The 24,789-nt window shown below is 46.9% G+C and carries 23 protein-coding genes and 1 pseudogene; 15 read left to right on the top strand and 9 right to left on the bottom strand.

Annotated elements, in window-relative coordinates:
* Positions 1–41: 41 nt before the first annotated feature.
* Positions 42–1,301: a molybdopterin molybdotransferase MoeA gene (locus ACFVS2_RS23510; RefSeq protein ID WP_390238205.1), complete on the top strand. Its 1,260-nt coding sequence runs from the start codon at positions 42–44 to the stop codon at positions 1,299–1,301.
* 3 nt (positions 1,302–1,304) lie between these two features.
* Positions 1,305–1,820, top strand: coding sequence for a molybdopterin-guanine dinucleotide biosynthesis protein B (gene mobB, locus ACFVS2_RS23505; protein ID WP_173620994.1), 516 nt, complete (start codon positions 1,305–1,307; stop codon positions 1,818–1,820).
* A gap of 130 nt (positions 1,821–1,950) precedes the next feature.
* Here mobB and ACFVS2_RS23500 read toward each other — a convergent pair whose 3' ends face one another.
* The 3 genes and pseudogenes from ACFVS2_RS23500 to ACFVS2_RS23490 all read right to left on the bottom strand — a co-directional run.
* The gene (locus ACFVS2_RS23500) at positions 1,951–2,142 is read right to left on the bottom strand and encodes a hypothetical protein (RefSeq protein ID WP_390238203.1); all 192 of its coding nucleotides are present in this window, start codon (positions 2,140–2,142) and stop codon (positions 1,951–1,953) included.
* A 130-nt stretch (positions 2,143–2,272) separates the two neighbouring features.
* Positions 2,273–2,731 carry a hypothetical protein gene (locus ACFVS2_RS23495; RefSeq protein ID WP_390238200.1) on the bottom strand — a complete coding sequence of 153 codons (459 nt, stop codon included), beginning with the start codon at positions 2,729–2,731 and terminating at the stop codon, positions 2,273–2,275.
* 215 nt (positions 2,732–2,946) lie between these two features.
* Positions 2,947–3,056: pseudogene (locus ACFVS2_RS23490) on the bottom strand (aldo/keto reductase); the annotation flags it as partial.
* A gap of 120 nt (positions 3,057–3,176) precedes the next feature.
* Here ACFVS2_RS23490 and ACFVS2_RS23485 point away from each other — a divergent pair.
* Positions 3,177–3,665 (top strand): DUF2199 domain-containing protein, encoded by a 489-nt coding sequence (locus tag ACFVS2_RS23485; RefSeq protein ID WP_173620993.1) that lies wholly within the window; start codon positions 3,177–3,179, stop codon positions 3,663–3,665.
* A 162-nt stretch (positions 3,666–3,827) separates the two neighbouring features.
* On the top strand, positions 3,828–4,364 hold the full coding sequence (locus tag ACFVS2_RS23480) for a pyridoxamine 5'-phosphate oxidase family protein (protein ID WP_173620992.1): 537 nt from the start codon (positions 3,828–3,830) through the stop codon (positions 4,362–4,364).
* On the opposite strand, the gene pdxR is transcribed toward ACFVS2_RS23480, so the two are convergent.
* Complete coding sequence (gene pdxR, locus ACFVS2_RS23475) at positions 4,342–5,784, bottom strand: MocR-like pyridoxine biosynthesis transcription factor PdxR (protein WP_390238197.1); 1,443 nt, start codon at positions 5,782–5,784, stop codon at positions 4,342–4,344. The genes ACFVS2_RS23480 and pdxR overlap by 23 nt on opposite strands.
* A 224-nt stretch (positions 5,785–6,008) precedes the next feature.
* Between pdxR and hmpA the strand changes: the two genes are divergently transcribed.
* Positions 6,009–7,226, top strand: a complete 1,218-nt coding sequence (gene hmpA, locus ACFVS2_RS23470; RefSeq protein WP_390238195.1) for an NO-inducible flavohemoprotein — start codon at positions 6,009–6,011, stop codon at positions 7,224–7,226.
* 27 nt (positions 7,227–7,253) lie between these two features.
* Here hmpA and ACFVS2_RS23465 read toward each other — a convergent pair whose 3' ends face one another.
* A complete protein-coding gene (locus ACFVS2_RS23465) occupies positions 7,254–7,763 on the bottom strand; it encodes a Crp/Fnr family transcriptional regulator (RefSeq protein ID WP_390238192.1) in 510 nt (169 codons plus the stop codon).
* A 165-nt stretch (positions 7,764–7,928) separates the two neighbouring features.
* On the opposite strand from ACFVS2_RS23465, the gene ACFVS2_RS23460 reads away from it, so the two are divergent.
* The 7 genes from ACFVS2_RS23460 (at position 7,929) to ACFVS2_RS23430 (ending at position 16,199) form a co-directional block, all read left to right on the top strand.
* Entirely contained in the window at positions 7,929–8,870 is a 942-nt protein-coding gene (locus ACFVS2_RS23460) for an MBL fold metallo-hydrolase (protein ID WP_390238189.1), read from the top strand.
* A gap of 125 nt (positions 8,871–8,995) precedes the next feature.
* Complete coding sequence (locus tag ACFVS2_RS23455; RefSeq protein ID WP_390238187.1) at positions 8,996–10,786, top strand: M3 family oligoendopeptidase; 1,791 nt, start codon at positions 8,996–8,998, stop codon at positions 10,784–10,786.
* 180 nt (positions 10,787–10,966) lie between these two features.
* Positions 10,967–11,929, top strand: coding sequence for a metal-dependent hydrolase (locus tag ACFVS2_RS23450; protein WP_390238185.1), 963 nt, complete (start codon positions 10,967–10,969; stop codon positions 11,927–11,929).
* A 124-nt stretch (positions 11,930–12,053) separates the two neighbouring features.
* A complete protein-coding gene (locus ACFVS2_RS23445; protein WP_390238182.1) occupies positions 12,054–12,974 on the top strand; it encodes an ArsR/SmtB family transcription factor in 921 nt (306 codons plus the stop codon).
* Positions 12,975–13,025: 51 nt separating this feature from the next.
* Positions 13,026–14,264, top strand: a complete 1,239-nt coding sequence (locus ACFVS2_RS23440) for an MDR family MFS transporter (protein ID WP_173620984.1) — start codon at positions 13,026–13,028, stop codon at positions 14,262–14,264.
* A gap of 371 nt (positions 14,265–14,635) precedes the next feature.
* Positions 14,636–15,808, top strand: a complete 1,173-nt coding sequence (locus ACFVS2_RS23435; RefSeq protein ID WP_390238180.1) for a bis-aminopropyl spermidine synthase family protein — start codon at positions 14,636–14,638, stop codon at positions 15,806–15,808.
* 52 nt (positions 15,809–15,860) lie between these two features.
* Positions 15,861–16,199 carry a DoxX family protein gene (locus tag ACFVS2_RS23430; RefSeq protein ID WP_007722256.1) on the top strand — a complete coding sequence of 113 codons (339 nt, stop codon included), beginning with the start codon at positions 15,861–15,863 and terminating at the stop codon, positions 16,197–16,199.
* A gap of 47 nt (positions 16,200–16,246) precedes the next feature.
* Here ACFVS2_RS23430 and helD read toward each other — a convergent pair whose 3' ends face one another.
* The 3 genes from helD to ACFVS2_RS23415 all read right to left on the bottom strand — a co-directional run bounded on the left by helD (position 16,247) and on the right by ACFVS2_RS23415 (position 20,025).
* Positions 16,247–18,607 (bottom strand): RNA polymerase recycling motor HelD, encoded by a 2,361-nt coding sequence (helD, locus tag ACFVS2_RS23425; protein WP_390238177.1) that lies wholly within the window; start codon positions 18,605–18,607, stop codon positions 16,247–16,249.
* A gap of 253 nt (positions 18,608–18,860) precedes the next feature.
* Complete coding sequence (locus tag ACFVS2_RS23420; RefSeq protein WP_390238174.1) at positions 18,861–19,484, bottom strand: DUF6143 family protein; 624 nt, start codon at positions 19,482–19,484, stop codon at positions 18,861–18,863.
* Between the two features lie 166 nt (positions 19,485–19,650).
* Positions 19,651–20,025, bottom strand: coding sequence for a DUF423 domain-containing protein (locus tag ACFVS2_RS23415; RefSeq protein WP_173620980.1), 375 nt, complete (start codon positions 20,023–20,025; stop codon positions 19,651–19,653).
* 368 nt (positions 20,026–20,393) lie between these two features.
* Between ACFVS2_RS23415 and ACFVS2_RS23410 the strand changes: the two genes are divergently transcribed.
* The 3 genes from ACFVS2_RS23410 to ACFVS2_RS23400 all read left to right on the top strand — a co-directional run bounded on the left by ACFVS2_RS23410 (position 20,394) and on the right by ACFVS2_RS23400 (position 24,487).
* Positions 20,394–20,576, top strand: coding sequence for a hypothetical protein (locus tag ACFVS2_RS23410; RefSeq protein ID WP_390238171.1), 183 nt, complete (start codon positions 20,394–20,396; stop codon positions 20,574–20,576).
* 606 nt (positions 20,577–21,182) lie between these two features.
* Complete coding sequence (locus ACFVS2_RS23405; RefSeq protein WP_390238168.1) at positions 21,183–22,604, top strand: SpoVR family protein; 1,422 nt, start codon at positions 21,183–21,185, stop codon at positions 22,602–22,604.
* Between the two features lie 1,091 nt (positions 22,605–23,695).
* Positions 23,696–24,487, top strand: a complete 792-nt coding sequence (locus ACFVS2_RS23400) for a hypothetical protein (protein WP_390238166.1) — start codon at positions 23,696–23,698, stop codon at positions 24,485–24,487.
* A gap of 73 nt (positions 24,488–24,560) precedes the next feature.
* On the opposite strand, the gene ACFVS2_RS23395 is transcribed toward ACFVS2_RS23400, so the two are convergent.
* Positions 24,561–24,758: an ATP-binding protein gene (locus ACFVS2_RS23395; RefSeq protein ID WP_390238330.1), complete on the bottom strand. Its 198-nt coding sequence runs from the start codon at positions 24,756–24,758 to the stop codon at positions 24,561–24,563.
* Positions 24,759–24,789: the final 31 nt, after the last annotated feature.

The following is a 24,789-nucleotide window of genomic DNA, read 5'->3' as shown; positions in this document are numbered from 1 at the left end:
GAGCTGTAGCAATGGGTGGTCAAGATTAGGAGGAACAAGCCATGCGTTTTTCGCGACAAACACTCTCGGTTGAAGAAGCGATGAGCAAGCTGTTGGCAATATTGCTGACAGGGAGAACGGAACAAGTGCAGATCGGGGAGGCATACGGGCGGATACTGGCCTCTGAACTATGTGCAACATACGATTTGCCGCACTTTGACCGCTCGCCGCTGGATGGGTTTGCCGTGAGAGCTGCGGATACTGTGGGGGCCTCCGTTGACCATCCGATTACGCTAACAGTGCTAGAGACGGTTGCGGCCGGGCAAGTACCTACTAGAGAATTGGAAAAGGGCTACGCGACGCGGATCATGACTGGTGCGATGATGCCTGCGGGTGCGGATGCGGTCATCATGTTTGAGCAAACGTACAACCCAGCCGAAGAGGCGGATACTGTGCGGATCAAGCGGGAGATGAAGCCTGGGGAAAATGTATCGCGACGCGGTGAAGAGATGGCCACAGGAACGATCATTGCTAAGGCGGGCGAGCGGATTAACGCAGGTACGCTCGCCAGTTTGGCTACGTTTGGCTATTCGCAGGTAGAGGTGTTCTGCAAGCCGCGTGTCGGTCTGATTTCGACTGGAAGCGAGCTGTTGGAGATTGATCAGCCGCTTGCTCCAGGCAAAATTCGCAACAGTAATACGGTGATGCTGACTGCCTTGATTGCCGAGGCAGGGGGCATCCCTGTTTCGTTTTCAAGACTGCCGGATGATCTGTCGGTGGCAAAGGCGAAAATCAGTGAATGCTTGCGAGGCGTGGATTTGGTCATTTCAAGCGGCGGTGTGTCCGTTGGGGATTTTGATGTGATCGCCGCTTTAGTGGATGAGCCTGAGGTGGAGCTTCTGTTCAACAGGATCGCGATACGTCCGGGAAGTCCGACGACAACCATGATCATGGAAGGCAAGCCTCTTATTGCCCTATCAGGGAATCCGGGTGCCTGTTTTCTCGGGTTTGAGTTATTTGCGCGAGCAGCCATTCGTCGCATCTCGGGAGAAGCCCATGTAGTGCAGCAGGTGATTAAGGCGAGACTTGGTGTCGATTATACGAAGCCTTGTCCATACCCTCGTTACCTGCGAGGGAAGCTTCTCGAAAAAGACGGGGTTTTGCACGCGATACCTGATTTCAATGAAAAGGCAGGGAATCTAGGGACGTTGAAGGACAGCGAATGCTTTATGATCATACCAGCAGGGGGAAGCGGGCAAAAAGCAGGAGAGCTGGTTGATGTTCTCACGCATGCCGCCCCAACCTGGAGAAGAGAGGGATAGCGAATGGTCAAGCCACCTTGTGTTTTGCAGATTGTCGGTTATTCGAACAGTGGCAAGACGACGCTGCTCACCAAGCTCATTCCAATCCTCGAAAAAGCAGGGATTAGAGTCGGAGTCATCAAGCATGATGGTGGACACGATTTTGAGTGGGATCAGCCAGGGAAGGACACCTGGCGTTATCGTGAAGCCGGAGCCTCGCTAGTCGCGATCACATCCAAAACGAAAACGGCCATCGTAGAGCAAAAGCCGCAGGAGTTGTCCGTTCTTATTCAGCGCTTAGCAGATGCCGGGGCTGAGCTCATTTTGGTAGAAGGCTTCAAGCGTGAAGGCTATCCCAAGCTCGTCCTGCTTCGCAGGCCAGAAGATGAGGAGCTCTTATCGATCGTTACTCATCTAGTAGGGATCGTAGGTTGGTCAGACAATCGTCAGCCGGGGTTGCCATTTTTCGATATTAATGACATAGACAACATGGCCAAGTTTGTGAGGGAACGGGTATCTGGTTGGAATTGTCAAAACTGATTAGAAACATTGAGATCATCCCAGTTTGATTTGGGATGATCTTTTTTTGTAGATGGAAACTTCTACCGACGACCACGTTTGCACCGACGAGGTTCGCCATGTCGAGAACGTGGATCGGACGAACTTTGCGTTAGCCATTCGCTGCCCAGCCACTCAATGTCGCGTCTGGCGCGTTGTCTACGCGATCCAAAGGCGCAAGGGGCGGATCAATCTCTGCTTCGCGGCGCAGCTTCTCCACGTCCAGCGTGAATCCGATTTTTTGCATGTGCTTGTATGCGAGTTTCGCGTTGTACTCAAAGCTACGACGTACAGTCTCTTCCACGTCTCGCAGTAGCTTATCCTTGTCGATGTGACTCAGGAGGTTAATGTCGTAATCGTATGCGGTTTGTGACATGGGAAAATAAAAAAGAGGAGTCGAGCGCTATGCTCGAACCCTCTCTATCTTCCAAATGCTAATTGGAGCTAGCAGAAAGTTTAACTTTTCCCGGGACGCCATTTTTATTGGAAACGTTCAATCTATAATCGCCAAATTCCCATGGGTCATCTAAATAGAAGGAGTTTTCGACTTTTTCGTTAGGTTTTAAAGTACCGGAAAACCAAGTCCTGCTGGATGGCGTGGAAACTTTGTACTTCATATCAATGTCCCCCAAGTTTTGTACGTATACTCGAAGCTCTTCCTCACCTGGTCCCCACTCGTCGAAATTGAAAGTCCAGCTGTCGCTTCCGTCATACGTAAATGTGTCTCTTATGATTCTGCCTAATGGCTGTATCGTACCGCTCTTATCAGTAGAAGCTCCATGTCCGCTACTTGGAACAATTTCTAAAGGTCGAGCCGATTCCGCAGAAACCCCCACCGAAAGACTGCTTAAAAGTAGAGCTGTTACAAGAGTTGATTTAATCAGTTTCTTCATAACAGAATCACCTATTATTTGTATAAATTTGTAAAACTATGTTATATATTACAACTATCCGTCCTATTATTTTCATTTTCTTACAAAATATTATTTTTTAAACTATTGTTAATTTTTGCGTCATATTCATTTATATGAAAGCCCCGGTAAATAAAAAGAGCAACCGCATTTTTTCGATAATTGAGCAGCGTGGAGCTATTCAACACCCAGATAGCATTCGCATCAGGGATGATGGAAGCAACTGCCGGATTCGCAAGCACAAATTGTAGTGCAGCAGCCTTGACACTAATATTATGACGATTGCAATCGCTTTGATGCTATCGACCAGTAGTGGGGGAAGAAACTTTTATTGCAAGCTATTAGACTTGCTGGCAGATTATCCATGTAATGAAATATGTGGTAATGTAAATAAAAAATCGGCGAGAAATGATAAGGAGCAAAGAACATGAAATGCCCTCACTGTAACAACGAGTTAAATGAACTTCCTTTCTGTTACGGAATGAATGCGCCACATTATTTTTACATGGTACCAGAAGAGAAAAGAACAGAATTAATAAGAGACTTTTGTGTAATTGATGAACAGCATTTCTTTATTAGAGGACATATTGAAATACCAATAGTGGATACAAATGAGAAGTTTATATGGAGTGTTTGGGTCTCACTTAGTGAAGAAAACTTTTTGAAATCGAATGAATTGCTGCATGTAGAAGGAAGAGAAAATGAAAAACCTTATTTTGGTTGGTTATCGACTGAACTTTCCGTCTATCCAAAAACTACACTATCCTTAAAGACATTCGTACATACACAAGAAGTTGGTGCGGTTCCCTTAATAGAATTAGAACAAACGAATCATCCACTTGCCGTTGAACAAAGAGAAGGGATTACAATGGAGAGAGTGAAAGAAATTGCTCATTTAATCAATCATACTGAGTAATAAGAAAATACCTGCTGCCGGGTTGTTCCGGCAGCTTTTTCGTTTTCTCATGCTTTAGATGATAGCTTATGGATTGCTTCAATCTGGTGGTTTTGGACGTATATATTCACTCCAATGGCTGATAAACTTGCAGCATATTTCAAAATAATAGGAGTGATAACAATGGATGGAGTGCGTTACAAAATTAGAGAAGTATTGGATCAGAGCAAGATTGAGACGTTTTTGCAGCAAGCTAGAATCGGACATCTTGGAATGGTCGATGGTCATTTGCCGTATGTTGTTCCGCTCAATTTTGTTTGGACAAATGGGCAGCTTTATTTCCATGGAGCCACCGGCGGGAGAAGAAATCAGGTTATGGATGCTAATCCAGAGGTCTGTTTTACGGTTTGTGAAGAATATGGAACGATTACTGATCCGGTGCCAGCTAAGACAGACACAGCGTATATGAGTGTAATGATTTTTGGCAAGGCACAGCCTATAGTCGATCTGGATGAAGCTACACACATGTTGCAAGAAATGATGAATAAGTATGTGCCTGGCTACTATAATCGGCCTTTACCCAAGCAGCACGTAGACAAATACCGTTCAGCAGTATTCGGTGGTCCGGTTCAGGTGTACCGAATAGATCCATATCATATCACTGCGAAAGAAAATGCAATGGAAGAAGAAAAAATGTTCAAACCTGGTAAAACCGTGTAATCTTCGCAAGACGAAAAATGCCTTCTTCAATGGTGGATTCATCTACTTTAGCAAAACCCAGTACCCACCCTTTTCGATCGCTTTTCATACAATACTTGCTAAGTGGATAAACACGGATTCCATTTTCGAGTGCTAGGTTCGTCGCGGCTTCTTCGACAAACGATTTATCAGCTTCAAGAAGGATATGCAAGCCCGTTTCTACGCCGCTTAATGTGAAGTGTTTGCCGAGACCTGTCGTGATGATGGCCTTCGTCATGGCTTCATGTCTGCGCCGATATACATTTCGAACCCGTCTCATATGGCGCATGAAATGCCCATGCTCAATAAAATGAGTAAGCGTTAATTGCTCCATAATCGGAAGATGCCGATAGGTTAATTCATGGACTTGGGCGAGCTGACGAATGGCCTCTTTGGGACCAACGATTGCCGATATTCGAATACCAGGAGCAATCATTTTGGAAAAACTCATCATATACAACGTGTTCTGAGGTCGCTGACTGAACAAGGTTGGAAGTGGGTCGCCGCGATATCGAAATTCGCTGTCGTAATCATCCTCAACGATCCAAAGCCGCTGCTCAGCAGCCATGTGTAACAATTGTTGCCTGCGAGGTTCTGACATAATTACTCCAACCGCACACTGGTGTGATGGCGTAACATAGACAAGCTTGGACTCCGGATGAATTTGGTCTACGCATAACCCGTACTCGTCAACTGGAACAGGGACAACTTGCATACGCCGATACTTCATTGCCATCCAGGCAGCAGGGAAGCCAGGATCTTCAACAGAAACGCTATCTCCTTCATGTAAAAGGGCTTGGGCGATCAAATCGATGCTATGTTGTGCACCTGAGGTTAACATGATTTGATCGATATTCACATGAACCCCCCGTTCAAGTGACAAATAACGTTGAATCTGTTCTCGTAGTGGTTGGTATCCATAGGCATTGCCATAAGCCCAACTGTCCAGATTCGTTTCTGTAGAAGCCTGTAAAAACGAACGTCTCCAATTCTTTTGAAACTGTTCGTCCAAATATGGCTCATGGGGACTGAAATCGATCTCAACCTTTTGACTATCTTTGTCCCCGAACCAACCGTGCAAATGACCGATTGTAGCGTTTAATAAAGGCAATTCGGGAGGGACAGGTCCTTCTGGCGCAGCATCCTCTGAAGGACGAGTTGCATAAGTCCATTCGCTAACTCTAGTCCCGCCGCGACGAGAGGTTACCGTGTATCCGCGACTAAATAACTCCTCATAAACAATCTGTATGGTGGAACGGGAAACGCCAATTAAAGAAGCGAGTTCGCGGGAGGGGAGCAGCAATTCACCTGGCTGCCATTTCCCGGTGGTAATATTATGGATCGCTTGGTCCAGCAGTTGCTGCCAGATTGGACGTTCGTCATCTCGGTTTACTGTTAGCATTCATTCACCTTCAGTGGTTTTGTTTAATGATAGATTTGGCTGATATGCTATCATGGCAATCGTTACTTTTGCAACAAGACAGTTGGGGGACGACTTTTTCTTATGGCGTTTTGTAGTTGTCACAAATTGTTTCTATTTCCTGTGACCAGAATCACATGTGTATTTCTGAACCTCCCGTACACTTGAAATATAGAAAGAACGAAGCACTTCAAGGAGGTTCTACGATGTTAAGCCCAAAAACCATTGAAATCATAAAATCAACCGTTCCTGTGCTAGAGGTGCATGGAACTGCCATTACAAAACGTTTTTATCAAATGATGTTTGCTAAGCACCCTGAGCTTCTCAATATTTTCAACCACGCCAATCAAAAGCAGGGAAGACAGCAAGCCGCTCTGGCAAATGCGGTGTATGCTGCGGCTTTGTATATTGATAAGCTGGAAACGATTTTGCCTGTTGTGAAGCAGATTGGACACAAGCACCGCAGCTTGGGAGTGAAGGCCGAACACTACCCAATCGTTGGGGAAAACCTGCTTGCTGCGATCAAAGACGTACTTGGGGATGCCGCTACGGACGAGATTTTACAGGCGTGGGCAGAAGCGTATGGTGTCATTGCTGATGCTTTCATCGGTGTAGAACACGAAATGTATGAAGAGGCGAGCGGGCAGCCTGGAGGATGGGTAGATTTCAGAGAGTTTATCGTCCAACGCAAGGTGAAGGAAAGCGACGTAATCACTTCCTTTTATCTGGTTCCGGCGGATGGTCAACCGATTTCCAGCTATGAGCCAGGGCAGTATGTCAGCGTCAAGGTAGAATTACCGGGTGAGCAGTTTACACACATTCGCCAGTACAGTCTCTCTGATGCACCAGGGAATGCGTACTACCGCATTTCTGTCAAACGCGAGGATGCGATGCAAGATAAGCCAGCAGGAAAAGTATCCGTTTATTTGTCAGAGGAAGTGAAGGAAGGAGATAGCCTGCAGCTGTCTGCTCCGGCTGGAGATTTTACCTTACAGCAAGAGGGCAGCCGGCCGGTTGTGCTGCTAAGTGGTGGTGTAGGATTGACCCCAATGATCAGCATGCTGAACACACTGATCAAATCGGGAACAGATCGTCCGATCACTTTCATTCACGCAGCCAAAAACGGAAATGTGCATGCCATGAAGCCGGCAGTAGAGGAGCTGGCCGCAAAACATCCGCAGCTCTCTGTTCACTGGTGCTATACACAGCCGACCGAGCAAGATCGATTGAACGGTGCTTTCCAGAAAGAAGGATATATCGACTTGCCGTGGCTGCAAAATGTCATCGATACAAAAGAGGCGAGCTACTATTTCTGTGGTCCAATTCCATTCATGAAGACGATCAACGGTGCTCTGTTGGAATGGGGAGTGCCAGCAGACGATATTCATTTTGAGTTTTTTGGTCCGGCTGCTACATTGGCATAAAGAGGATCTTATAGAAAAATACCAAACTTACTCGCGTTTCGCAGTTTGAGCGCGCAGCAGTCGATTTACCGTCTCGCGGCGAAGCCCGATGAGCTGACCGATTTCATCCTGAGTCAGCAACTCCGAAAGCGAGGCGACAGGAATGAATGTCTGAAACCAAAGCTGGAGCTTGCGAAGCTTTTCAGCAGGAGAGACTTCGGTCAGTTGGTCGATACGCTGCTGCATCATACGTAGCTTCCCTTGCAGCTGTAGCGCGATATCACGACACTTTTCAGGATTGTCATCCAGATGGCGATACCAATCTGGGGCAGATAGCACTTCGACCTCACAGGTCACGAGAGCGATTGCTGTCCCGTAATAGGGATTCGGGCTCATCAACGAATGATGCGGAATGATCTCATCCGGAACGATGATGTTGACCAGCGTCAATGCTCCGTCTGCATGTACCCGAACGATTTTTAACAGACCGCTCTTCAGATGATAGAGCGGTCCTGTTTCTCCTTGTCGAAACAGGACTTCTCCCTTGTGCAGGATCATGGGTTTCTCCTCGATTCTCTAAGTTTTTCTTTAGCAATTATAGCAAGCCCGGCATGTGGAAGTAAGCAAGCGTAAAAAGCAGTTTGCCGCTTTTTTAGGCTTGCTACAGCAATAATGCCTTTTGCTATAATGGGGAAATCACAGCTAGATAAAGGGAGTTGTCTGATGCTCAACTTTTTTACATGGGTAGGCTCCATAGTGGGGGTACTCCTTATCGGATTGATTGGCTATGTGGCTTACCGCTACTGGTATCATATGGGACAGCTTCCGAAGCCGGAGTTTCGTCATCTGGACACGAAAAAGCCAGTGCCTGCCGACTGGAGTCATGATGAGGTTACATTTACATGGATCGGCCACTCGACGATTCTGTTGAATATGTTTGGTACGAAAATACTGACGGATCCGGTTTTGGGAGAGAAGCTCGGGATTAAGCTTGCAGGTGTCCATTTTGGTCCCAAGCGCTTTACGCCTCCTGCCCTCGACTTTGCTGAGATTGGCGAGGTAGATATCATCTTGCTATCGCATGCCCATTTGGATCATGTCGATCTGCCTACCTTGCAGAAAATAGCGAATCGTTCCACACATGTTATTACGGCGCACCAGACGAGCAACCTGTTCAAGCATATGCCATTTGGTTCGTATGAGGAAATGCAGCCGGGAGAAGCCGTTACAACCAAAGAAGGAATGACGGTTACTGCGATTCCTGTTCGCCATTGGGGCAACCGGTTTCCATGGAATCATGAATATGGCTACAACGGCTATATGATTGAGAAAAACGGCGTGCGCATCCTCTATCCAGGCGATACTGCTTATATCTCCATGGAAAATTTGGCGAAGCAATTCGGGCCTATCGATCTGGTGTTCATGCCGATTGGAGCCTACAAGCCAGACTCGTATCAAGCAGCGCATTGTACGCCAGAGCAAGCATGGCAAATGTTCAAGGAGACTGAAGCCAAGTGGCTGGTGCCCATTCATTGGAATACGTTTGTGCTCTCGCGTGAGCCTGTTGATGAGCCGTTCGAGCGTCTGTTGGCAGTAGCGGGGGACGAGAGGGATAGGATCGTTGTTGAAAAACAAGGGGAGACGTTTTCGATCCCTGTTCAATAGGCGTGAAAAGTTAGCGACTGCTTACATGGCAGTCGCTTTTCTAACGATATGAATAAATGGGGAGGGAATAGCTACCTTATTATAGAAATATTTTTATCGAAGGAGTTTTTTGAGGAGGGGTACATATGACAAAAGCATTGCCACAACGCTGGGATATGGATGTGATTTTTCCTGGTGGTAGTGAATCAGAGGATTTTCGGGCGTTTTTAGGAACTTTGGAAGGGGATATTGCGAACCTGAAAGCTCGGTTGGAACAATCTAGCACTGGTTTGCATGAAACAGCGGCTTTCAAGGAAGCTGTCACTCAGGTCCAAAGCATTGCTGTGCGTGTGAGACAAGCAGGTGCATTCATTTCCTGCCTGACTGCTCAAAATGTAAAGGATGAGCCAGCCAAGCTGATGGGTGGGCGTGTGAAGAGCATCTCGGCTGCGTTTGGTGCAGTATTGACGCGCTGGGAAGAAAAGCTGCTGGCTATCGACGAGGCTGCATGGGAGAATCTGTTGGCAGACGAAGAAGTGCAACCGCTTGCTTTTGTGCTGAATGAGCGCCGTCGCCGTGCACAGGAAAAGCTGTCGCCTGAACAAGAAGTGCTGGCAAACGATTTAGCTGTAGACGGGTATCACGCTTGGCAAGATTTGTACAATGCGGTCGTGGGACGTATGAGCATTGAGGTTGAGGTCAATGGAGAGACGAAGCAGATGTCTGTCGGGCAAGCGTCTAACCTGATGAGCAGTCCTGACCGTGCTGTTCGTGCCCATGTTTTTGAAAAGTGGACAGAAGCTTGGGGCAAGGAAACGGAGCTGTGCGCGCAGGCGCTGAATCACTTGGGTGGTTTCCGTCTCTCTCTGTACCGTCATCGCGACTGGGATTCCGTCCTGCGTGAGCCGCTGGATATTGGACGGATGCAGGAAAAAACACTCGACGCGATGTGGCAGGCTATCGACAATCGCAAGGATCGTTTGGTTGCCTATCTGGAGCGCAAGGCGAAGTTGCTCGGTGTAGACAAGCTGAGCTGGTACGATGTAGGGGCTCCAGTCGGGAATGTACATAAAGAAGTGTCTTACGATGAAGCAGCTGCCCTGATCGTTGAGCACTTCAAACGTTTCAATCCGAGCATGGCTGAGTTTGCGCAAAAGGCATTCGATGAGGGCTGGATCGAGGCAGAGGATCGTCCTGGCAAGCGCCCAGGCGGATTCTGCACGAGCTTCCCAGTCAGCAAGCAGTCTCGCGTGTTCATGACGTATGCAGGAAGCGCAAGCAATGTATCCACACTGGCACATGAGCTGGGGCATGCGTATCATCAGCAAGTCATGTGGGATTTGCCAGCACTTAACCAAAACTACGCGATGAACGTAGCGGAAACAGCATCTACCTTCGCAGAGATGATTCTCGCTGACGCTGCTGTGAAAAATGCAGCCAATGACGATGAAAAACTGGTGCTCTTGGAAGATAAGCTGCAATCCATCGTCGCGTTTTTCATGAACATCCACGCTCGCTTTATTTTCGAGAAAAACTTCTACGAGAAGCGCAAAGAAGGTCTCGTTAGCGCGGCTGATCTCGACCGAATCATGGAAGAGGCGCAAAAGCAAGCGTACAATGGCGCTTTGGCAGATTACGAGCCGCACTTCTGGGCATCCAAGCTGCATTTCTATATCACGTCGTATCCTTTCTACAACTTCCCGTACACATTCGGGTACTTGTTTAGCATGAGTGTCTATGCGCGTGCACTCGAAGAAGGCGAGAGCTTCGCACCGAAATATGATGCACTGCTCCAAGATACGGGCCGCCTGATGGTAGAGGACTTGGCGAAGAAGCATCTCGGCGAGGATATGACGACAGTTGAGTTCTGGCAAAAAGCTGTTGATCTGGCTGTGGCAGACATCGACGAATTCCTGTGCCTGACAGAAGAAGCATAAATTCACGAATAAATAAGCTCCAAGCAGTCTGTCGCTTTTCTGACAGGCTGCTTTTTCGTTGAGAGATTGTTAACATCGCAGACGAAATCTTCGGATAACCTTTACCTGCGGTTTATAGAATCCTCGCTATTTTTTCGTACAGTAAAAGGGAAGGGAGTACTTGCAAAGGGAGGCATCGTAATGGACACTGGCAGTCATCTTTTGTTGGGTGTCACACTGGCGGGCTTAGCCCATATCACGCCAGCAGTGGCACATGATCCGGCGCTTGCTCAGGCGCTGATGATCGCAACGGTAGTGGGATCTCATGCCCCGGATTTCGACACTGTGGCCAGACTTCGCGGTATTTCTTTTTACATTCGCTTTCATCGGGGAATTACTCATTCGATTCCCGCCCTGTTTCTGTGGCCCCTCATCATCAGTCTTCCTCTTGCCTGGGGGTTTGGTCTCATGGGGCAGTTCGGGATTTTGTACGGATGGACGCTGTTGGCTGTTGTGTTGCATGTTTTTCTCGATATGCTAAACGCCTATGGAGTTCAATGTATTCGACCTATTAGCAAGCGCTGGGTGCATTTGGATGTGCTCGCGATTTTTGAGCCACTGGTGTTCGCGGTTCATTTGGCAGCGGCGATATGGTGGATAGCTTTTAACGGAGATCCCAGCGTGCTATTTCCGGGAGCATATGGGATGACGCTCCTGTATATTGGCGTGCGGGCTTGGCAGCATCAGCGTAACGTCAAGCGGGTAGTAAGGGCGTTGGAAACAAGAGGCATATCCCATGTTTTCCCGAGTATACATCCTTTTCACTGGCGATTCGTCGTAGAGACGGAGAAACTGTTTTACACAGGGAGAATCGAGTATGCACGTGTGATACTAGAGGATGTGTATCCGAAGCAGCAGCGTGATGCGATCATCCAGGCTACTGTCGGTGTGGACGGAGTTCGTGCTTTTCTCGGATTTGCTCAACGAATCCACGTCACGTGGAAGGAGATTGCCGACGGTTATGAAGTCACGTGGAGCGATGTGCGTTTTTGGTACAACCGCAAGCTGCCATTTGGCGTAGATGTTGTCTTGGATCGTGATTTGAACGTAGTTGATCATCGGCTGGGCTGGCGAAAAAAAGCGTGGGACCCGCCGTTTGTATAAAAGGATTGGTAGATAAGCCCCGTCAGTAAATCTGGCGGGGTTTTACTGTTTTTTATAAAAGTAGCTATGCAATCTCCAGAAAGAATGATACACTGAAAAAAACTAAACGTTCGATGGTGATAGAATGAATGGGTTGTATTCGATCAGAGTAGAATGGTCTCCTGCGTATGAATGTATCATTAGCCTTTACACTTACATCTACGAGAAGGAGCGCAAGCATTGTTTGCTTGGTACGGCTTGGTTAGAGGAGACAAAACAAAAGCTCCCGGTCTCTTTTGCAGATGAACTCGCAGATGAACGCTGGGAGGTACTCCACCGTTTGGTGCTGCTTGTAGCGCAATCACCCCGGACCAAATCCGTTGAAGAATTTCTTGGGTGGCTGGAAAGCATCCCTCCCGGTGAAATTTATGAGCGCCTCGCGCCATGGGTGGAGACAATCCCACTGAACTTGGGAGAAATCCGTGATCGCAGCCTATCGTTGCTTACCCGGTGGAATGAACATTATTTTTCGAAAGTGGACCCACGCATTTTGGAGAGTCTGCAACGGAGCGCCGATGAGCTGACAGTCCGCGCCAAAGAAACGCCTCCAATCGATTTGGTCGATCATGTTACGAACGGTATCTGGATTGAGCCGATGGCAGATTTGCGAGAGGTTGTACTGATCCCGCAATATCATTGTGCCCATTCTTCTGTTCTCGACTTTTATCTGGGACTTGCTACTTGCATGTACCCTGTCAAAGATGCGGCAACGACCAAACCACAGCCGCTCCTGGAGCTGTTGCCTATTACACAGTGCTTGGCGGATGAGAAGCGTCTGCAAATCTTGCGCTGCCTGGCAAAAAAGACGTGCACCCTCGGTGAATTACAGAAGCAAGTATCCTTAGCAAAAAGCACCGTCCATCATCATGTAACGGCGTTACGCAGAGCGGGTCTGATTCGTGCTCACTACACAGGAAGTACGACGATTTCCTACTACAGTCTGCGAGAAGCCTTCGTCGAGCGTCTCCCGGTCTTACTGCGTTCCTTCTTCCATACACCAGAGTGATATTACTTACGGAAATGGCATGATTTTGTTGAGAGGGTAGGTTGAATCAGTATGAGCAAAATGAGGCAAGTGTGGGAGGCGTATCACCCGATTGTTCATCTGTTGATGGCAGGCACGGTGTTCGTTCAGCTCACCCAATCGATGAGTATCCCTTTCCTGGCCATCTATCTCGGTGAAACGACGAAGCTCTCTCATGCCTATATTGGACTGATTATCGGTGCAGGTCCTTTGGCTGGAACAGTAGGAGGATTTGTTGGCGGGATTCTCTCGGATTTGTTTGGCAGACAAAAGCTGATGTTTTTTTCCTTGCTTGCTATGGCGTGCTCGATTATCGGATTCATTACGGTGGCTCATCCGATCGGTTTGCTGTTAATCAGCATGGTTATGGGATTTGCGGCTTCGATTTTTGCGACGGTTTCAAAAGCGCTGATGGGCGACTTGACTCCCGAGCATAGACGTTTTCGTGTGTTCTCGAACCGCTATCTTGCGAACAATCTAGGTTTCGCGATTGGTCCTATGCTCGGTGCTTTTTTGGGGATTTCCGGCAGCAATCTGGCGTTTTTTCTGACTGCGGTATCCTTGGTGAGCTTTGCCATCATTTTATTAGTGGCATGTCGGAGATGTGGCGTCACCGATGATGCTGGGGGGAACGGAGAGGTAGAGAGAGCTAGTTTGGGTGAGATCTGGCAAGTACTCAGAAGGGATGTCGTCCTTCTTACATTTGTCACAGGCGGAATCCTGTTAGTGACGGTGTACGGTCAGATGTCTGTTACGCTCTCCCAATACTTGCGGGAAAACTTTTCAGAGGGAGTCGCCTTGTTTGGAACATTGATGAGCGTCAATGGATTTACCGTCTTGCTTTTGCAAATTCCAGTGACGAGGCTGGTTGAGCGTTATTCCTTGTTTACACGGATAGCAGGTGGCGCTGTATTGATGGCCATAGGAGAAGTCGGCTTTGCTTTTTCGCCAGACTGGGCTTGGTTTATTACGGCGATGATCGTATTTACGCTAGGGGAAATCTTGATCATACCTGCGGAGTATGCGCAAATCGATGAGATCAGTCCAGCGAATATGCGAGGGACTTACTACGGGGCACAAAGCGCAACGATGCTGGGCAGCTTCCTTGGACCATGGGCAGGTGGGATGGTGCTCACCGCATATGGTGGCCCCGTGATGTTTTTGGTCATGGCAGTATTGGCGCTGGTTAGCTTGATCTTTTATTGGCTGGGACGTAGGCTGCATGAAAAGCGGAAGCAGCCTAGAATTGCAATTGTAGAGACTGCCATGTAGCTTCTTGCCGATTGATTGCGAGTACCGTATAATGGAAAGTATCTTTTTCAAAAGGGGACGTTTTGATGTCGGTGTGTGTTCTTAACTAGGCAATTGGATAGGGTACTCCCAGTATTTTTGGCAAAAACCACATTTCATGTCGGCTTATTTGCTATGGAAAAAGGGAGGCCTTGATTAGTTAAGAACTTACGGTCATCCATCTACCCATTTGCTCGACTACGGGAACCGTGCTCTTACGCACGGTTTTTTTGCGTGACTATCCACGCGCACGTAGCGAATGTATGCCCTCAAGGCGGAGATGAACGAATGTTCATGCTCTGCCTTTTTTGCATGCATGATGGGTCCATCCCTTTTGAAAAGAGGTTTTCTACATGAAAAATTATATCGAAGACACCTATAAACAAGTGCGTTTACAAGAAGGCCAGCGTGTAATCGAACAGTTTCTGCTCGCGTGTTATTTTCATCCGGGTTTGCCTACGAAAGAGCTGGCGAGAAAGGTGCTCTTGCCTGTACCTGTGGCGACTGCGATCAAAAAAGAAATGATCAAGGCCGGTGCCATACAGCAGGGGAACGGGGTGAGGTGCACCGCAGAAGGGGAAGCGTTCATTGAGCAAAAGCTAGGGTTTGGTGGGCTGGATCGAGAGCTGTACGAGAAGCTGATGAGAGACGACGAAGCTTGGAAAACCGAGCTGGCTGACTTGCAAGCGGAAATGGAGACGATTTTTGCTGGGCGTCCGCAAGTCGATGTACAGATCGATCAGTCCAAATGCACAGTCGAGACGAGCTTGCGCAGGGCAATCTTATGCTTGCGGCATCAGAGCTTGGTGGGCAAAAAAATATTATGCGTCGGGGATGATGATTTGGTCAGCATCTCGCTGGGGCTTTTGCTCAAGCGCCTGTTTCCGGGGAATCAGCAACGTCCAGGGCAAATTGACGTAGTCGATATCGATGAACGTTTTCTCCAGTACATTACGGATGTGTCCAAGCAAAAAGCATTGACCGTGGCCTGCCATCAGGCTGATTTGCGGCAGCCGCTGCCGAAGAAGCTGCAGGGTGGGTACGATTGCTTTTTCACCGATCCGCCTTATACGCTGCAAGGAATGGCTTTGTTTTTATCCCGTGGAATCAGTGGGCTGCAAAAGCAAAAAGGACTATCCGTCTTCTTGTCCTTTGCGCATAAATCGCCTGATTTCACGCTGAATATGCAACGGGAGTTCGTGCTGGCAGGCTTGACCGTACGAGAGGTGCTCAGTCATTTCAATGAATACGAAGCGGCGCAAATGATTGGAAACAAGGGACAGATGATCGTGCTCACCACCACAGAGCTGACGGCTCCGACGATCAAGCATCCTTTTCTGGAGTCGCTGTACACAGGCGAAGAGGCTCCTTCCAAGCGTGAGTATCAATGCAAGCGTTGCAAAAGATCGATCCAGGTAGGGGCACAGGCAAAAATAGTGACGATAGAACAATTGAAAAAACGCGGCTGCCCTCGTTGTAAGCACCAGAGCTTTGAACTGTTGTCCCGCCGGAGAGCACAAGACTGATTGTCTACAAGTGGGCATATGGTAGTGGTGGAGGGAGGGAGAATAAAATAAGATGGCTTACGAAAAAGCGTTTGCATTATTACGGATCGGGACGGGAATCTTGTTTTTCATTCATGGCATAGCCAAGCTGCAAAAAGGGATGGCTGTTGTTGTGACGACGTTTGGAGATCTCGGCTTGCCGGGGTGGCTGGCGTATCTGGTGTTGATCGTAGAACTGATCGGCGGTCTCGCGCTGATCATCGGTGTCGGGGCGAGATATGCTGCCTGGGGATTAGCTGCGATCATGGCAGGAGCAATTGTGACGGTGAAATGGGCGAAAGGGTTTGTTGGCGGTTATGAGCTGAATTTGATCCTGTTGCTTGTCACGATTTGTGTGGGTCTAAAAAGGTGAAAAAGAGATCCGGCTGAACCAGTAAGTGGTCAGCTGGATCTCTTTTTTTAAACAAACAGCTCGTAATACACAGGAGAAACGTTTTCTAAAAATGGACTTTTTTCACCCGAATAGTAAAGGTGCAGCTCGTGCATGGCACGTGTACATGCCGTGTAAAAAAGCTTGCGTTCACTTTCTTCGCCATAGCATGTGGCCGAAGCATCATAAAGGATGACCGCATCGAACTCGACCCCTTTTGCCAAGTAAGAGGGAATGATCAAGATTCCCTTCTCAAAGGAAAGAGTAGCGGGCTTGATCAAGCGAATCGGCAATCTCTCTTGCAAAGCGTCATGAACGGCTTGGGCTTCCTCTAGCGTTTTGGTGATAACAGCGATCGTCTGATGACCACGATCGGCGAGCTCACGTATGCGCGCTTCGATTTGATCGGTATGAGCTTGAGGTGATGTCACTTTGGTTAGCGTTGGCAAGCGACCGTCGCGCATAAATGGCTCAATCATATCCCCGTTTCGCAAAAGTTGTCGTGTAAACAAGACGATGGGATAGGTGGAGCGGTAGCTTTTGGTCAGGACGAAGGTCTCCGTCTTTTCAGGCTCAAACAGGGATGTGACAGCATCAAAGCTATTCTGGTGATACGCATGGGCGTAAATCGCCTGATTCCAGTCTCCCAGCACGGTCATTTTGGCACGGGGAAACAAGCTCTTGATGAGAGCGAACTGAAAGGCGGAGTAGTCCTGGGCTTCATCGAGAAAGACATGACGGACGAGGTTGTTCGTCTGCTTACCCTCCAATCGTTCCTGTAAATACAAATAAGGAGGGATATCTTCACATGCCAAATACTGTTGTTCTAAACGCTCTGCTGTCTGTTCGCACACTGCGGGCCAATTGTCCAATACATCGTGTTGGAGAGTGTCTGGCGCAAGCGTCCCGAGCAAGTCAGGTGACAAGAAGAGCTGGCGGTAAATAGCGCGCGTATCAATAAATTGTAGTTCCCGAATAAAATCGCGTAGTGGCTGAAACTGCTTTTTGACGATCCAGTTGGCTAAGAGCTCCTGCTCGCGTTCGAAGTCATCGAAGGTATCCTCCCGAAACTGCTTTTTGCGGCGCAGCGATTGATAGGCAGCTACATAAGCATCTCGGTCAAGTAGCTCCATTTCCTCTTCTACCCATGGTTTTGATCGTTCACGCTGTTCCCGTTTTTTCAGCTCTGTCAGCAGTGATTTTGCAACGAGTACCATCCGATTGGGGATCGGCAGACTCGTATCGAGAGAATAAAACAGTTCATGGATGTGCGCAGCACTGATTAGAGTCTGGTTTCTAAATGTAACGGGGCGAAACAGGATACCAGATTCCTTCAGGCTATTTGCGTATTGATCCATGGCTTGCAAAAACAAGTCGCTTGATTTGAAACGGATTCCTTCCAGCCGCGCCTCGTATCCAGACTGATCACTTGCTGTCAGTACATACTCCATCTGTTCAAGCGGGTTTTCTAGACGGAAGTCGTCACCGAGACGATGCTCCGCGTATTCCTGAAAAGTCGTTTGCTGCATATTTTCCTCGCCGAGCTCAGGAAGAACGGTCGAGACATAGCTGTTGAACAAGGAGTTGGGCGAGAACAAGACGATTTGCTCCGCGGTCAATGTCTTGCGATAACGGTATAACAAATAAGCGATTCGTTGCAAAGCCGCTGACGTTTTTCCACTACCGGCAGCTCCGGAGACGATGACGAGTCGGCTACGTTCGTTGCGGATGATGCGGTTTTGATCCCGCTGGATCGTGGCCACGATGCTTTTCATCTGCGAGTCAGCCTGTTTGCCGAGTACCTCCTGAAGCAGCTCGTCACCAATCGTCACGCCCGTATCGAACAGGTGCAGCAATTTGCCATCGCGAATGATGTATTGTCTTTTGCACGTAATCTCTCCACTTACGCTTCCGCTTGGGGTATTGTACTCTGCTGGCCCCGGCGCGTAGTCGTAATACAGACTGGAGATCGGTGCGCGCCAGTCGTAGACGAGAAATTCTTCATCGTTTTTATCCAGCAAGGAAGCAATGCCGAGATAGATGGCTTCTGGCTTCGATTCCAGCTCTTCTTGAAAATCAATCCTGCCAAAATAGGGAGAGTGCAACAATCGCTGCAGTGTACGCAACTGATTTTGGGCATGGCGATGGATGCGTTCACGTTCGGACAGGACTTCCGCTTGTTGCTTAATACTGGCGTAAGTCTCGACAGCTTCGATGGCATCTTCGAAGTTGACTGTTACATCGTCCCAAAAATGCTTGCGAATTCCGATGATATCCTCGCTTACGACATTCACATGCTCTTTGAGGTCATCTATTCGGTTCTTTATCTCTGAGATGACTCGTTCAACACGTAGTTGTTCGTTTTGCCGATCTTGATCAGTCACGCTCATGGTACCGCTCCTTTTTCGTTCCCCATTTTTGGCCTGAAGGTTTGACAATCGAAAGTGAATGTGGTACTATTATATTGGAGATAAAATAGTTACATATTGACAATTGACCAACAGACCAATTCTCATTTTATCACGTGAAAATTGGCTTTTCAACATGGTATAGGGAAAATACAAAGTGAAATGACAGGGAACTCCTTTGGGGGTTCCCTTTTTAGTTGCGGCTATACTTGTCCGTCAAGCATTCCAGTGAGAGCTACCCATATACGGGTTGTTCCCACCAGTCTATTGAAAAGGAAAAGGATGTCTTCTCACCTGTGTTTGGAACGCGAACGATGAGTGCAATTCCTGGTCCGAGAATCCACTGTCCACCAGGGGTCGCCTCAACGGTGGAGGACGCCGGAATGATTCGCGTGGCAGTATGGATGTGATCAGAAAAGGTATCCGCCATACCAGTGCCATGCAAAAGTTGCCCTTGGGCGGCGGGACAAGCGGGGAGTTGAACATAACCAGAAGTCACTTGACGTGAGAGAGTTGCACCAGTGAGGGAGGAGCCTTTGCCAAACAAAAAATGTGCTTCTATCGGGTGCGGGGATGGATTGGTGATCATCCAATGGTGGACAAATAAATGAACACCGGAGCGTAAGGGATTCGACAAGGTAGCGATCCCGATAGCCCCATCGCCCACGATCATTTTTTCCGATTGCCCCATAAAGTATTTACATTGATCCGCCATCGACATCGCATACGGAATGTGAACACTCCGACTCAGCTGTTCCGTAGCAGAAGGAGTGGGAAACGGATAGTACCCCATCTGCATGTAGACATCTGGTATTCCGCTATAAAAGTACGAGGGGCGTGTATAGGAGGGCTTTGTCATGATTTCCTCTCCTTGTGAGTGGGGTAACTGCTAACCCTACAGCATATGGCAATCGTCGATAGAGGGTGTCAGGAGTTGGCGTTATTGGCAGGCAAAGTTCCGATGAAGTCATGGCGTAAAGAAAAAAGGCTGGGAGTCAGAATCCCAACCTTTAGCAAGCTTTTGTCTACGATACGGTTTTCCAAGCATGAATCGCAAGCAGCGCCCATCCAGCGAGGAACAAAACGCCGCCAATCGGGGTAATCGCTCCGAGAACCTTAATACCGGTCATTGCCAGCGTGTAGAGGCTGCCGGAGAAGACCAAGGTTCCGGCTGCAAAGCACCAGCCCGCCCATACGAGGCCAGAAGAATCCGGGTACCATTTGAGCAACAGGGCAACCAGCACCAGAGCCAGCGCATGTGTCGTCTGATAGGTCACGCCCGTATGGAAAATGCCCAGCGAATAGGCGTCCAGTTTTTCCTTCAGTGCATGTGCTCCGAATGCTCCTAACGCAACCGAAAGAAATCCACTGATACTGCCAAGCATCAAAAACAGCTTCATGAGTGCGTCACTCCTTTATTCACATAACCTGTACATCTGTCTGTTCTCTATTTTAACTTAAAAATCCAAGTTCAAAAAGTCGACTTTTCAGCACCGAGAAAGTGGCGAGAACCTGAAGAAGGAGGAGCGGAGTGTAGGGAACCTACATGAGCACCGGACTTTGAAGGTGAACGTCACTTTCGATGTCGAATATGCCTGCAGAATTACTTCGTGATCAAAAGTCGATTTTTTGAACAACCACTAAAGCCCAATTGTAATTTGGTGAACATGCCTTGGACTACCATACAAGCCGCTTGTCAACCTCCTACATAGAGTAAAGTATCGTAGTGGCAACGCTTACAGGCTGCTGCGACGGGAGGTGACGTAATATGAACAAATGGATTTCCAACGTTGGAGGTCTCCTCGGTGGTTACGCATTGTTGAAAGCACCAGTGGCTGGTTCCTTCCTAAATGGATTGGACCCGCTGGTAGATGGAGTTGGTCTCATCGCTGTGGTCGTATTCTCGGGAGCTCTTATTTATTCTGGTGTACGCGACTGGTTCAAGGCTTAAGTAGCAAGATGAAAAACAAATCAAGGGTGTCTCCAGTCGGGGATGCCTTTTTTTCTGGATGAATAACAGAGCAAATTTACAGAAATAGCCTTAATCCGAACTACTACCGGACTAAGGCTGTTTAGATGCATCTTATTTGTGCTTTACTTGATTACTCTTTTTATTCGAGATTAAATCCATTATAACGATCAAGGCCACTATAAAAATAGACTGCAATAGAGGTTTTACATAGCTGGATTGATCGTAAATAAAGTAAGCTACTATTAAGTTGAGTATGAAAGTAATTAAGTACCCAAAAGTTTTAATTATCTCACCTCATCTCAGAACCAAGGGTCTATTATAGTAGATTCTCTTACATCTACTTCAAGATTACCACCAGTATAATTTGAATTTTTGGTAACTCTTATTTCTTTTTTGATTTCATAGTCTCCAATGAAGTTTCCGTTCATATCAAATTTACCAGCCGATAATTCGCAATATATTAGGGGAATAGTTGATTATTTTGTTTGAATTAAAAGCAATATCTTTTCTAAATGCTGGCGTCTTTTAGCACGGTCCCCCATATACATAAAGTAGACCGACGGCAAAAGGGGGAGGCGAAACGATTTGACCAACGACGAGCGAAACGAACTGGAGCGATCCATTGACGAAATTACCGAGATCGCCAAAGGGTTCAATCTTGATTTTTACCCGATGCGATACGAGATATGCCCGTCTGACATCATTTATACATTTGGCGCGTATGGAATGCCGACACGATTTTCTCATTGGAGTTTTGGGAAGTCGTTCTACCGAATGAAACTGCAATATGACCTGAATCTGAGCAAAATCTATGAGCTCGTCATCAACTCCAATCCTTGTTACGCATTTCTTTTGGACGGCAATTCCTTGATCCAAAACAAGCTCATTGTGGCTCACGTCCTTGCTCATTGCGACTTCTTCAAAAACAATGTGCGCTTCTCTAACACCAATCGGGATATGGTCGAAAGCATGGCGGCCAGTGGAGAGCGGATTCGCCAGTATGAAATCGAGTACGGCAAGGATGCTGTCGAGAATTTGCTCGATGCGAGCTTGGCGATTCAGGAGCATATCGATCCGAGCTTGCTGCGTCCAAAGCTGCGGTGGAAACGAGAGCCAGAGGAAATGAACAAAAAGACGAAGAACGAACGGCGATCCCCATATGACGATCTCTGGGGATTGGACCGCAAAGCAAAAGAGGAAGCCGAGCTGGTAAAAGCACCACGCAAATTCCCGCCAGAGCCGGAAAAAGACCTCCTGCTGTTCATTATGGAATACAGCAATATCTTAGACGATTGGCAACGGGATGTGCTGACGATCATCCGGGATGAGATGCTGTATTTCTGGCCGCAGATGGAGACGAAGATCATGAACGAAGGCTGGGCCACCTACTGGCATATGCGCATCCTGCGGGAAATGGAGCTGACAGAATCGGAGACGATCGAGTTTGCCAAGCTGCATTCCTCCGTCATTCAGCCTTCGACGACGAGCATTAATCCGTATCATTTGGGTCTGAAAATTTTGGAGGACATTGAGAAACGCTGGGATAATCCGACCAAGGAAGAGCAGGAACGCTTCGGACGCAAGCCAGGAGAGGGACGCGCGAAAATTTTCGAGGTGCGGGAGCTGGAGTCCGACATCAGCTTCATTCGTAACTTCCTGACCAAGGACCTCGTCAGTGATCTGGATTTGTACATGTTCGGCAAGCAGGGCAACGATTGGGTTGTCGCGGAAAAGCAGTGGGAAAAGGTACGCGATGGTCTTGCGGGCACACGGGTTAATGGGGGATTCCCTTATGTACTCGTGCACGATGGGGATTACTTACGCTCCGGCGAGCTGTACTTGAAACATCATTTCGAGGGGCTGGAGCTGGATGTCAAATACGTAGAAAAAACATTGCCTTACGTCTATACCCTATGGGGAAAATCCGTTCATCTGGAATCGATGGTGGAGGATCGACAGGTGTTGTTTACGTACGATGGGAAGAAGGTACATCGTCGCTTTTTATAGGGGAAAAAGGCCGCATGCCCGGTGGAAGCTGACCGAGCGTGCGGCCTTTTCTACGTGTCCGAACTAGGACAACTGATCCGTAATTCCGATGTGACTGCTGATCCCGCCGTCCATGGTGATGCTGGCTCCGTTGATGTACCCGCTATGTGGTCCGACGAGATGATAAATGAGTATTGTATTGTGGAGCAACGAGCAATGTACATACAGATGAAGGAAGACGATAAACTAGTAACTATGTCTATTTTTAAACAAGATAAACTGGAATCATTAAACTTCATTATCTGAGTTTTAGCGCAGGGGGATTATTAAGAGGGATTGGGAGATCATCGCTTTGACTCAAAAAAAGGCTGCGATGAAGGGAGGTTAAAGGTTTTGGGGATACCAGAGGAAGAGCGAGGACGGATTAGGGTTCTTAATTCGCGTACCAGGCTAGTTCATGTAAATGAAAACGGTACAATTCAGGAACGCTCCTTCTTAGACATTGTGAAGATTACTTACGAGTAACTCCCAATGTATGCACTTTACAGGATTGCTACAATATAGTGGTGATTAAATAGAATATTTTCCGATCGATGATATAGACTTTTTAATTTGTAGTTTACATATTTATCCAAAAATATTATCATAATTAAGTCGTTAAAAATGGATTTATAAAAAGAGGGAGGCGTAAGTATGTTGATTGATTTCCTATCAATATCATTTATTGCTCCAATAATAGTTTTATTAATACTGCTATTTAGTATTTATAAGTACAAGTTTGAAAAATACAATAAACAAAACATAGGTATTTCCCTAATTGTAATAATTGGATTATTGGCTTTGCGGAACAAAGATTTCTATTCCTACAGTATGTTAATAATATTTGTGATACTGCTTTTGTTATTTTTAATAAAACAAAAAAAACAGCATACCTCATATAAAAATCTCAAGTAGATTTATATTTTTAAACCAAGTCCTCCTAGTTATAGGGGGATTTTTGTTATGTACATTTGTCGATTAATGACAATAATAATCGGAATTTATTTATTTACACAACAAGCCTATTAGTAAATAATCAAAATATAATATAACAAATTTTGGGAGGTATTACAGTGAATTACAATTTCAAGAAAATCATTGCCTCAGCTCTTGCATTTGCAGTTTTAACATTGTCGGCCAGCAGTATATACGCAGAGAAATTGCCTGATAGTGAAAACCTCGTTGATAACTTCTCGTATGAACGAGAAATTAAGGGTGAGAACAATAATGTCATTGGGGTTGTAAAAACAGATGTGACTCGAGAAGTGAAAGTGGAGGAAGATGGTACAAAAGTAATTACATTAGAAAAAGACATTGTCGAGGACTATAACGAGGGGGAAGATGAGGAACGGAAAAAGGTTGACGAATTTATAATTACAGCATCTGGTGAATATTATCTTAATGGAGAAAAATTAAGTGAAGAATTTTTAAACCAAACGTATACCGGATCAGAAAATACTCTGAAGGCATCTTATAATGGAGTGTCAGGTGGATATTTGGCTGAATATGACGAGATTTCGAAAGATTACTACAAACTTGAGTCCTACAAAACTACAAACTTTTTCCTAGATAGAGGGTCTGCTAAAACGTATACATCGACATATGTAGGGGAAGAAAATCATGCTGCTGATATCGCAATATTTGTATCAAAAGCAGATGGTGTTGAGGACGCACGTGACCAGGTTTCTCTTCTAACTAGCGCATTAGCGGCTGAGCTAGGGATTGCTGTATTAACAGTATCTACAGTCATTGGTGCAATAGCAGCTGGAGGAGCAGCAGCAATAACAGCATCTGAGTTGGTTGATGCTAGTAACGATGGACTTGAGGACCTTGAAGATGCATACAATATAATTAAAAATATTTAACTAATGTAGCAAGCTAGTTGCCAAAACTCATGATAAAACAAACTCGTCCCTGTTTTGAGAGGACGGGTTTGTTTTATCTCTTGATTATTGGAACTGCAAGAGTAAACTGGGTTATGCTTTCTTGAGAAAATACTTTTACTTTACCGTAATATTTTTTAACAGTTGCGTTGACTACTAGAAGACCTACACCTTGCCCCTTGTATCTTCTAAAGCCAAGTTTAAAAAGGCGTTGAAATTCATCTGCCTGAATAGTAGGTCCAGTGTTTTCAATTAAAAGAACCTCGTCATTTCATTCTATCCCC

Origin of the sequence: Brevibacillus sp. NPDC058079 (assembly GCF_042885155.1) — a bacterium.
Taxonomy (GTDB): domain Bacteria; phylum Bacillota; class Bacilli; order Brevibacillales; family Brevibacillaceae; genus Brevibacillus.
This window is presented reverse-complemented; position numbering and strand designations above follow the sequence as displayed.

Bases quoted from the DNA above. Each gene is read 5' to 3' on its own strand.
- ACFVS2_RS23450 (WP_390238185.1), top strand. From the start codon at position 10,967: ATGGACACTGGCAGTCATCTTTTGTTGGGTGTCACACTGGCGGGCTTA.
- ACFVS2_RS23495 (WP_390238200.1), bottom strand. From the start codon at position 2,731: ATGAAGAAACTGATTAAATCAACTCTTGTAACAGCTCTACTTTTAAGC.
- ACFVS2_RS23460 (WP_390238189.1), top strand. From the start codon at position 7,929: ATGCTCAACTTTTTTACATGGGTAGGCTCCATAGTGGGGGTACTCCTT.
- ACFVS2_RS23410 (WP_390238171.1), top strand. From the start codon at position 20,394: ATGAACAAATGGATTTCCAACGTTGGAGGTCTCCTCGGTGGTTACGCA.
- ACFVS2_RS23485 (WP_173620993.1), top strand. From the start codon at position 3,177: ATGAAATGCCCTCACTGTAACAACGAGTTAAATGAACTTCCTTTCTGT.
- ACFVS2_RS23465 (WP_390238192.1), bottom strand. From the start codon at position 7,763: ATGATCCTGCACAAGGGAGAAGTCCTGTTTCGACAAGGAGAAACAGGA.
- ACFVS2_RS23510 (WP_390238205.1), top strand. From the start codon at position 42: ATGCGTTTTTCGCGACAAACACTCTCGGTTGAAGAAGCGATGAGCAAG.
- hmpA (WP_390238195.1), top strand. From the start codon at position 6,009: ATGTTAAGCCCAAAAACCATTGAAATCATAAAATCAACCGTTCCTGTG.
- ACFVS2_RS23415 (WP_173620980.1), bottom strand. From the start codon at position 20,025: ATGAAGCTGTTTTTGATGCTTGGCAGTATCAGTGGATTTCTTTCGGTT.
- ACFVS2_RS23445 (WP_390238182.1), top strand. From the start codon at position 12,054: ATGAATGGGTTGTATTCGATCAGAGTAGAATGGTCTCCTGCGTATGAA.
- ACFVS2_RS23480 (WP_173620992.1), top strand. From the start codon at position 3,828: ATGGATGGAGTGCGTTACAAAATTAGAGAAGTATTGGATCAGAGCAAG.
- mobB (WP_173620994.1), top strand. From the start codon at position 1,305: ATGGTCAAGCCACCTTGTGTTTTGCAGATTGTCGGTTATTCGAACAGT.
- ACFVS2_RS23440 (WP_173620984.1), top strand. From the start codon at position 13,026: ATGAGCAAAATGAGGCAAGTGTGGGAGGCGTATCACCCGATTGTTCAT.
- ACFVS2_RS23435 (WP_390238180.1), top strand. From the start codon at position 14,636: ATGAAAAATTATATCGAAGACACCTATAAACAAGTGCGTTTACAAGAA.
- pdxR (WP_390238197.1), bottom strand. From the start codon at position 5,784: ATGCTAACAGTAAACCGAGATGACGAACGTCCAATCTGGCAGCAACTG.
- ACFVS2_RS23420 (WP_390238174.1), bottom strand. From the start codon at position 19,484: ATGACAAAGCCCTCCTATACACGCCCCTCGTACTTTTATAGCGGAATA.
- ACFVS2_RS23455 (WP_390238187.1), top strand. From the start codon at position 8,996: ATGACAAAAGCATTGCCACAACGCTGGGATATGGATGTGATTTTTCCT.
- helD (WP_390238177.1), bottom strand. From the start codon at position 18,607: ATGAGCGTGACTGATCAAGATCGGCAAAACGAACAACTACGTGTTGAA.
- ACFVS2_RS23430 (WP_007722256.1), top strand. From the start codon at position 15,861: ATGGCTTACGAAAAAGCGTTTGCATTATTACGGATCGGGACGGGAATC.